This is a genomic window from Planctomycetota bacterium (assembly GCA_016125255.1).
Taxonomy (GTDB): domain Bacteria; phylum Planctomycetota; class Phycisphaerae; order Phycisphaerales; family Zrk34; genus RI-421.
Genome location: WGMD01000003.1, coordinates 181,321 through 189,892 on the forward strand (window position 1 = coordinate 181,321; position 8,572 = coordinate 189,892).

The 8,572-nt window shown below is 63.7% G+C and carries 5 protein-coding genes and 1 tRNA gene; 3 read left to right on the forward strand and 3 right to left on the reverse strand.

All coding sequences use genetic code 11. The annotated features are described in order from the left end of the window. Nucleotides 1-6 precede the first annotated feature (6 nt). Nucleotides 7-2,712, reverse strand: coding sequence for a DUF1549 domain-containing protein (locus GC162_06130; GenBank protein MBI1368216.1), 2,706 nt, complete (start codon nt 2,710-2,712; stop codon nt 7-9). 264 nt (nt 2,713-2,976) lie between these two features. Then, nucleotides 2,977-3,744, reverse strand: coding sequence for a bifunctional demethylmenaquinone methyltransferase/2-methoxy-6-polyprenyl-1,4-benzoquinol methylase UbiE (ubiE, locus tag GC162_06135; protein ID MBI1368217.1), 768 nt, complete (start codon nt 3,742-3,744; stop codon nt 2,977-2,979). Nucleotides 3,745-3,755: 11 nt separating this feature from the next. On the opposite strand from ubiE, the gene GC162_06140 reads away from it, so the two are divergent. Together GC162_06140 and GC162_06145 are read left to right on the forward strand one after the other, a co-directional pair. After that, complete coding sequence (locus tag GC162_06140; GenBank protein MBI1368218.1) at nt 3,756-4,643, forward strand: M48 family metalloprotease; 888 nt, start codon at nt 3,756-3,758, stop codon at nt 4,641-4,643. 195 nt (nt 4,644-4,838) lie between these two features. After that, complete coding sequence (locus tag GC162_06145) at nt 4,839-6,764, forward strand: hypothetical protein (GenBank protein ID MBI1368219.1); 1,926 nt, start codon at nt 4,839-4,841, stop codon at nt 6,762-6,764. A gap of 33 nt (nt 6,765-6,797) precedes the next feature. On the opposite strand, the gene GC162_06150 is transcribed toward GC162_06145, so the two are convergent. Continuing rightward, complete coding sequence (locus tag GC162_06150; GenBank protein MBI1368220.1) at nt 6,798-8,252, reverse strand: FAD-binding protein; 1,455 nt, start codon at nt 8,250-8,252, stop codon at nt 6,798-6,800. 98 nt (nt 8,253-8,350) lie between these two features. On the opposite strand from GC162_06150, the gene GC162_06155 reads away from it, so the two are divergent. After that, a tRNA-Asn gene (locus tag GC162_06155) sits at nt 8,351-8,422 on the forward strand. Nucleotides 8,423-8,572 lie beyond the last annotated feature (150 nt).

Sequence of the window (8,572 nt, forward strand, 5' to 3'; positions counted from 1 at the left end):
ATGGCCTCAGGGCTTGATGACGGTTTCGTCGAGGTTCATGATCACATTCGCGGCGGTCGTCCACGTCGCAAGCTCGATGGGCGACTCGCCGTTCTGCGCGGCCGTGTGCGCCGATTCGATCAGCGCCGCGGCGACGCTGGGGTCGTCGGCGAAGTGCCGCGTCACCTGATCGATCAGCTCACGCAACGCGGCGAGCTCCTCCGCACGCGGCGCTCGCGCCAGCAGGCGGCGATACCCGATCGAAAGGCGCGACCCGACCTCCGGCCCGCCCTCGGCGATCATCTTCCGCGCCAGCGCCCCCGCCGCTTCCAGGTACACCTCGTCGTTGAGCGTGACCAGCGCGGCCAGCGGGGTGTTCGTGCGGATGCGACGCATCTGACAAACCTCCCGGCTCCCCGCGTCGAAATTCAACATCGACGGATACGGGCTTGTGCGACGCCAGTACGTGTACAGCGCCCGCCGATAGCGGTCCTCGTTGTCGGGCGTCTGCCATTGAGCGCCGCTGTAAATCGCCTTCCAAACGCCCGGCGGCTGCGGCGGCATCACCGGCGGACCGTACATCTTCGCCGACAACAAACCCGACGCCGCCAGCGCCTGATCGCGCACCTGCTCGGCCGTCAGACGAAAGCGCGGCCCGCGGCTGATGAGCACATTCCGAGGGTCGGCTTCGAGCTTGGCGGGCGTGAGCTTCGAACTCTGTCGGTACGCCGCGGACATGACCATCTCTTTGAGCATCCTCTTGCGCGACCAGCCGAGCGTGTCGCGGAACTCGATCGCCATGAAGTCCAGCAGCGGTTGATCGCTCGGCGGCGTGCCCTGCGTGCCGAAGTCTTCTTCGGTTTCGACAATGCCCATGCCGAACAGCCGCGCCCAGAGCCGATTGACCGCCACGCGCGCCGTCAGCGGGTTGGCCGGATCGACGAACCACTGCGCGACGCCCAGTCGATTCGCCGGGGCGCCTTTCGGCAGCGGGCCGAACGCGGCGGGGATGGTCGCGTGCACTTCATCGCCGTGATCGAGGAAGTTGCCGCGCACCTGGATGAAGGTCTTGCGCTGCTGATTGTCCGGCAGTTCGCGCATGATCGGCATGGTCGTCGCGGCCTTGCCCGCCTCGTCCGCTTCCTTCTGAAGCGCCGTGAGGCGTTCGGTGAGCGTCTTCGTCGCCGGGTAGACCGCGCGGAAGGCGTCATCGAGCATCGCCTGCTGCTCGGTCGTGCGCTTGTCCATATCGATGGCGGCGAGTTGTGCGACATCCACGCCGAGCGACGGCGCGAGTGTTTTGACGTCCGCGCTGCTGGCGGACAGCCGCACGTGTCCGAGCACCAGACCGTGCCCGTAGAGCTGGCGAATCGTGAACGTCAGCGTCGCGCCGGCGGTGACGTCGATCGGCTGCGCCAGTTCGAACATCGCGGCATGGGGCTGGCCTTTCTGTGGTGAAACGGCCCAGCCCGTCTTGTCGACGCCATCGATCGCGCCGCCGATCGGCCAGTTATCCTGCTCGAAGTCGGCGCGCCCCTTGGCGAGTTTGATCGGCTTGTCGGCACCGCCTTCGCGGAGCACGAGGGTCAGCTCATTGATGACGAAATTCGGGTCGGCCGCCGATCTCCCCGGCCCGCCGCGCGGCAGCGAAGGATCGGTCAATGTTTCGATGCGTACGGCCGTGAGCTTCGAGCCGGGCAACGATGCGGTGATTGTGTACGTGTCGGTGTCGGGGAGTGTGCCGGCGGCGAGGATGGAGCCATCGTCCTGCACGGTAAGCTTCGCCCCTCCGGCGCTGACCGCCTGCATCGGCGCGAGCGTCAGCCACTTCGCCGGCCCGGCGATCTGTTTCTCCCATGCGGTGCGCGCTGCGACGAAATCCGGCGTGATCGTGTCACGCTCCTTTTGAATCGCCGCGATCTGCGCTGTGAGCGCGGCGAGTCGCTGCGTCTGCTCGATGCTCGGCGTGGGAATGCGCGGGCGATCATCCGGCTTGTCCGAGTCCTCCGTCTGGTTGAAAAAGGCGTAAAATCCGTAGTATTCCGTCTGCGTGATCGGATCGTACTTGTGCGAGTGACACTTGGCGCAGCCCATCGTCAGACCCATCCAGACCTGCACGGTCGTATCGACGCGATCCTTGACCGCCGCGACGCGGAACTCCTCGTCGTCGGTCCCGCCTTCGTCGTTGGTCATCGTGTTGCGATTGAAAGCGGTGGCGATGAGCTGATCGGTCGTCGCCCCCGGAACCAGGTCGCCGGCGACCTGTTCGAGGGTGAACTCGTCATAAGGCATGTCCACGTTGTACGCTTCAATGACCCAGTCGCGATAGCGCCAGATATCGCGGTGATTATCTTTTTCATAGCCCTTCGAGTCGGCGTAGCGCGCCAGGTCGAGCCACATCGACGCCCAATGCTCCCCGTAGCGCGGCGAAGCGAGCAGACGATCGACGACCTTCTCATACGCCTCGGGCGATCGATCGCTGACGAACGCGTCGACTTCGGCGGGCGTCGGCGGCAGACCGATCAGGTCGAGCGACACGCGGCGAATCAGCGTGGTGCGATCGGCTTCGGGCTCCGGCGAGAGCCCCGCTGCTTCGAGCTTGGCGAGGACGAAACGGTCGATGGCATTGCGCGGCCAGTCGGTGTGCTTGACCACCGGCGGGTCGAGGCGCTGCGGCGCGATGAACGACCAATGCTTCAGAGCATCGGCGGCGAACGCATGTGTGGCGAACATCAAAAGGAAAACAAGCGGCAACCCGCTGCGACAAAGCTGTCGAAGACATTGATCGGGCACGCGGTGTACTCCGAATGTGGGCGGCGGTCCGACGGACCGAAAGTTCTGGCGAGGAATTCAATGGTACGGCCGGGGCGAGGCGGGATCATCTACTGAAACGCCAAAAAAACATATTCATTTTGCGCGTTTGGCGATTTGAGGAGCGTCAGATTGCAAAACGAGGTTCAGAAAACCCGCTGCAAGCGGCGTCGCCAAACGGGTGGGTCAGGCGAGGCCCAGGTAGGCGATGGCGATGCCGAAGGTCATGGGTTTCTGGGTCACGCTCGTGAAGCCGGCGCCGGTCATCATGTCGACCATCTGCTGGCGGCCCAGGAACGTGTTGACCGACTGGGGCAGGTACTTGTAGGCCCCGCTGCGATCGCGGGCGATCAGGGTCGCGGTGCGGGGCATGATGTGGCGGAAGAAGAAGTTGTAGAGCCAGCGGAGGACGGGGTTGGTGGGCAGAGAGAATTCGAGGATGCACAGTCGCCCGCCGGGGCGGAGGACGCGTTTGAATTCAGCGATGGCGGCGGCGGGGTTGGAGACGTTGCGAATACCGAAAGCAATGGAGACGATGTCGACGCTTTGATCGGCGATGGGCAGGCGCATGGCGTCGCCATCGGTGAAAGCGCACAGCGTCACGGGCAATGCGGCGTGATCGCGCTTGTGCTCGGCGATGCGGACCATGTTGTGCGTGAAGTCGACACCGATGACGCGATGCGGTTTGGCGGCGGCGAAGGCCAGCGAAAGATCACCGGTGCCGCAGGCAACGTCGAGAACGGTATCCACGGGCTGGACGCGGCAAAGCTTAACGGCCGCCCGTCGCCACGCCTGATCGCGCCAGAGCGAATGAAGCCGATTGTTCAGGTCGTACGATTCGGCGATCGCGCTGAACATCTGCTGCACGCGCGCGGCCTTATCGGCGGCGGCATGCGGGTTTTGCCGCAAATCGTCGTCCGTCCACGCGGGTTGCCCTTGCATCGGGGAGTTCACGCACCGATCATATGCCAAGTCGTATCATCAATCGAACGACCTTATCTGGAGCGACTGACATGATCAGACATTTGATGCTCGCGGGGATGGTGTTGGCGGCGGGTCTGCTGGGCGGATGCAACACGAATCCGGCGACGGGCAAGCTGCAGTTCAACACACTCAGTCGGGACGAGGAAATCCAGATCGGCTCCGAGGCCGAGCCGCAGTTCATCACCGAATCCGGCGGGGAGATTCCCGACGCGACGGTGCAGGCATACGTCAGCGCGATCGGCAAGAAGCTGGCGGCCGTGAGCGAGCGGCCGGACATGCCCTGGGCGTTTCACGCCGTCAACAGCCCGATCGTCAACGCCTTCGCACTGCCGGGCGGGAAGGTGTTCATCACGCGCGGGCTCATGGAGAAGCTGCACAACGAAGCGGAGATCGCCGCCGTGCTCGGTCACGAATGCGGACATGTCAACGCCGAGCACATCGGGCAGCAGATGAGCCGGCAGATGGTGCTCAGCGGCGTGCTTCAGGCGGCGGGCGCGGTCAGCGATTCGCAATGGATCGGCACGCTCGGCGGCGCGGGCGGGCAGCTTTACCTGCTCAAGTTCGGGCGCGATCAGGAATCGCAGGCGGACGAACTGGGCCTGCGATACATGACCAAGGCGGGGTACGATCCGCATGCGATGCTCGGCGTCATGGAAGTGCTCAAGTCGCTGGGCAACAGCGGACTGGAGATGCTTCAGACCCACCCCCTGCCCGAAACACGCATCGAGCGCGTCACCCATCTGCTCGACACCGGCTACCGCCGCACCGTCAACAACCCCAGCTTCGTGCTCAAGCCCGACGCTTATCAGACCAGCGTGCTGGCGCGGCTGAAAAAACTGCCCCCGGCGCCGCAGCCGAAGCAGCAGTGAAATGAGTCTGGAACGGGGAGTTTGGAGTGCGGAGTGAAAGGCATTGAAGCGACCCAATAGGCCGCATATGCCTGTTTTACACTCCACATTCCACACTCCCCGTTCCGCACTTCTCTTTCGCTCCCCACTCCGCACTTTGCCACTCAGACGTGCTATACTGCCCGTCTTTGGACGAACTGCTGGAGCCCACGGGTTATGCTCAAATTCTTTGCCAAGTACAACAAGATCATCCTCGTCGTCGGCGGGTCGCTGCTGATGGTCATTTTCCTGCTCCCCGCCGGCGGACGGTTTCTTCAACCGGACCCGGGCAATCAGACGATCGGCCGGGTTGACGGCACGAAGATCACGCTCCGCGAGCAGCAGGAAGCCGCCGCGGAAATCGAACTCGTCAACCGCCTGTTGCCCCAGCTTCAGGGCGCCCTGCCGCATGACGCGCTGCACTGGCTTTTGCTTGTGAAGGAAGCCCGCAAGAACGGGCTCTACGTGGCGGCGGAGCAGGTGCATCCGTTCCTGGATCAGATGGCGGCCAACGGCGTCAACGTGGCGGCGATGCTTCAAGCCAACGGCGCCAGCGTCGACTTCGCCGTGCAGGCGCTTCAGCATCTTGAGATGATCGAAGGGCTCAGCCGGCTCATCACCGCCGCCGAGCATCCCTCCGAGCCGCGACTGGCGCACTTCGCGCAGGACATTCACTCGACGGCGACCGCCGATGTCGTCGGCATCGACGCGGACTTCCTCGGCGCCGATGCGCCCAAACCGACCAATGATGACATTCAGAAGCTCTTCGCCGAGTACAAGGACGACATCCCCGGCCGCAGCGAACCGTACGGGTTCGGCTATCGTCTGCCGGCCCGGGTGAAGCTCGAGTATCTGAGCGTGCCGCTGAAGCGCGTCGCCAATTCGATCACGGTCGATGAAGTCGAAGCACAGAAGTATTACGCGACGCATCCCGAAGATTACATGCCCGCACCCGCGGCCGATGAGAAGAAGGACGACAAGGCCGCCGCCCCGAAGGAGCCGCTGCCCTACCGTCAGGTCCGCGACCGGGTCATCGCCGCCGTGACGGACAAGATGGCCAAGGAGAAGCAGGACAGGATCGTCAAGCAGATCGTCGCGATGGTCGCTGAGCACAATCGCCAGCTCAAGCGCGATGAGCAGAATTACCTGATCCTCACGCCCGAGCACACCCCGCTCGCCTACGAGACGATCACGCAGCAGATTCAAAAGGACTTCGGCGTACTGCTGGACGTCATCCGCGTTGAAGGCCGCTGGCTGACGTTCTCGGACATCAGAAAGCTCGAGGGCTTCGGCGGCGCGGGATTCGAGATGGCGGGCAAGCAGGTCAACGTGCTGCCGTACATCGCATCGATCAAGCAATTCGATCCGAATCCGGCCAATCCGCTTGTCAATCTTCGCCTTCAGGTCAACGTCAGCTCGCGCGCCGTCAGCGACGGGGCCGGCAATCAGTACATCTTCCGCGTGCTCGTCGCCGACCCGGCGCATGAGCCCAAACTGCTCGACGAAGTGCTCGACGATGTGACCCGCGACGCCAAGCGCCTCGCCGCCTACAACCTCCTCAAAGATCGCACCGACAAGATCCTCGAACGCGTCAAGACCGACGGACTCGACAAGGTCGCCGAGGCGTACAAGACGAAGGTCGAAAAGGTCGGCCCATTCTCCGGGCGCGATCAGCAGACGATGATGATGAGCGGCGGGAAACTCGAAGTGCCCACGCTTCCCGTCGTCGGCAAGAGCAAGGCGTTCGTCGAACAGGTCTTTGATATGTGCCAGAAGGCCCAGACCGCCGGCGGCATCGCCAAGGCCCCCGCGGATCAGACCCTGGCGGTCATCCCCATCGACACCGCGCAGAAAGTCGTCATCGTCAAGCTCGTTTCGTATGAGCCGATCGACGAAGGCACGTATGAGCGGCTCAAGCCCATGTTCGCCCGCGGCCTGATCCAGTCCAACGCCACCGCCCTCACCGCCGACTACTCCCCCCTGACCCTCGACGCCCTCAAAAAGCGCCTCAACTACGTCAGCGCCCATCCTGAAAAGGACAAGGAAGTCGAGGAAAAACAGGCGACGACGAGCGGTGACGCCAAGGCGAAGCCCAACACGTAAGCCGCCGCTCGCGCTGTAAATGTTGTCCGTTTTTTACATCGCCCCGCCCGGCACATTCATCGCCGGGGGCTTGATGATCTGCACATTGATGCGATCCGACGGCAGCATCTTCCCCGCGTTGATGCGCTCGTGCGGATCGAAGACGCGCTTGATGCGGTCGAACGTTCGAAGGGTCGAGGCGTCAAACATGGTGCTCATCAGCGCGAGTTTCTCGACGCCGACGCCGTGCTCACCGGTGAGCGTCCCGCCGATCTCGATACAATAAGTCAGAATCTCGTGGCTCGCCTCCATCGCCCGCCGCACTTCGTCCTCGTCATCCTCATCGAAAAGCAGAATCGGATGCACATTGCCGTCGCCGGCGTGAAACACGTTGGTGATGATCAGCCCGTACTTGACGCCGATTTGAGCCACGCGCTCGATCACCTGCGGCAGCATCGACCGCGGCACGCAGGCGTCCTGCGTGCAGTAGCTGGGGCTGATGCGCCCGATCGCCCCGAACGCCCGCTTGCGCGCCGACCACAGCGCCGCCCGCTTCACCGGGTCCGCCGAGCATTGCACATCCCGCGCCCCGCACGCCCGGCAAATCGCCGCGACCTGCTCCATCTGCTCGTCCAATAGCGCCTCTACGCCGTCCAACTCGAACAGCAATAGCGCCTGCGCATCGGTCGGAAAACCGTAATGGAACGCGTCCTCGACGACCTTGACCATCGCCCCGTCCATCATCTCCAGCGCCGCCGGCACGATCCCCGCCGCGATCGTCTTCGCCACGCTCTCGCACGCCGCCACGGATGAATCGAAGATGCCGACGATCGTGCGAAACGTGTCGAGCCGCGGGGTGAGCCGCACCCAGACTTTCGTGATGATCCCCATCGTCCCTTCCGACCCGACGATGACGGAAGGCACATCCGGCCCGGCGCCGTCGAGCAGCTTGTTGCAACGCGTCGTCACGACCCGCCCGTCGGGCAGCACCATTTCCAGGCCGACGATGTGATTCGTCGTCACGCCGTATTTGAGCGTGTGAATCCCCCCGGCGTTCGTGGCGGCGTTGCCTGCAATGGTCGATGCCCGTTGCGAGGATGGGTCCGGCGCAAAGTGCAGCCGCTCGCCGCCCGGCAGACGATTGACATGCTCCGTCAGCTCCAGATTCCGCACCCCCGCCTCGACGCATGCCAGCCGATTCACCAGATCGACCTCGACGATCTTCTTCATGCGGCTCGTCACGATCAGCACCCCGTCGCCATACGCAACGCACGCCCCCGTCAGCCCCGTCCCGCTCCCCCGCGGTACGATCGGCACGTCATGCTTACTGAGAATCTCCACGCACGCCGCCGTCTCCTCGACCGAATGCACGAACACCACCGCCGCCGGCACCGCCTTGGCGATCGGAAATCCATCGCACTCGTAACTGATCAACTCCGCCGGATCGCCGAGCACATTCGCGTCCCCCACCACCCCCTTAAGCGCCGTGATAACCGCCTGTCTGGTCATGCTTTGATTGTACAACCTGTCCCCCACTTGACCCAACGCCCAACCCTGCTAAAGTAACCGGTCTGTCAGCCGATAGATAAGCATCGGCCAACATCTAATCCCCTGTAGCTCAATGGTAGAGCGGGCGGCTGTTAACCGCCAGGTTGCTGGTTCGAGCCCAGCCGGGGGAGCTTTTTCACAGGGAGCGGAATCCGCCGCCCCGTCCAGTTAACGCCGACGCCCGAGGCACCGCCGCCTCGGGCGTTGTCGTAACCCGTTGGAGACAAAGAGTTGTGGCGAGGTGTCCCCGTGTAGCGGCGCTCTCGGTTTCGCGGACAGGA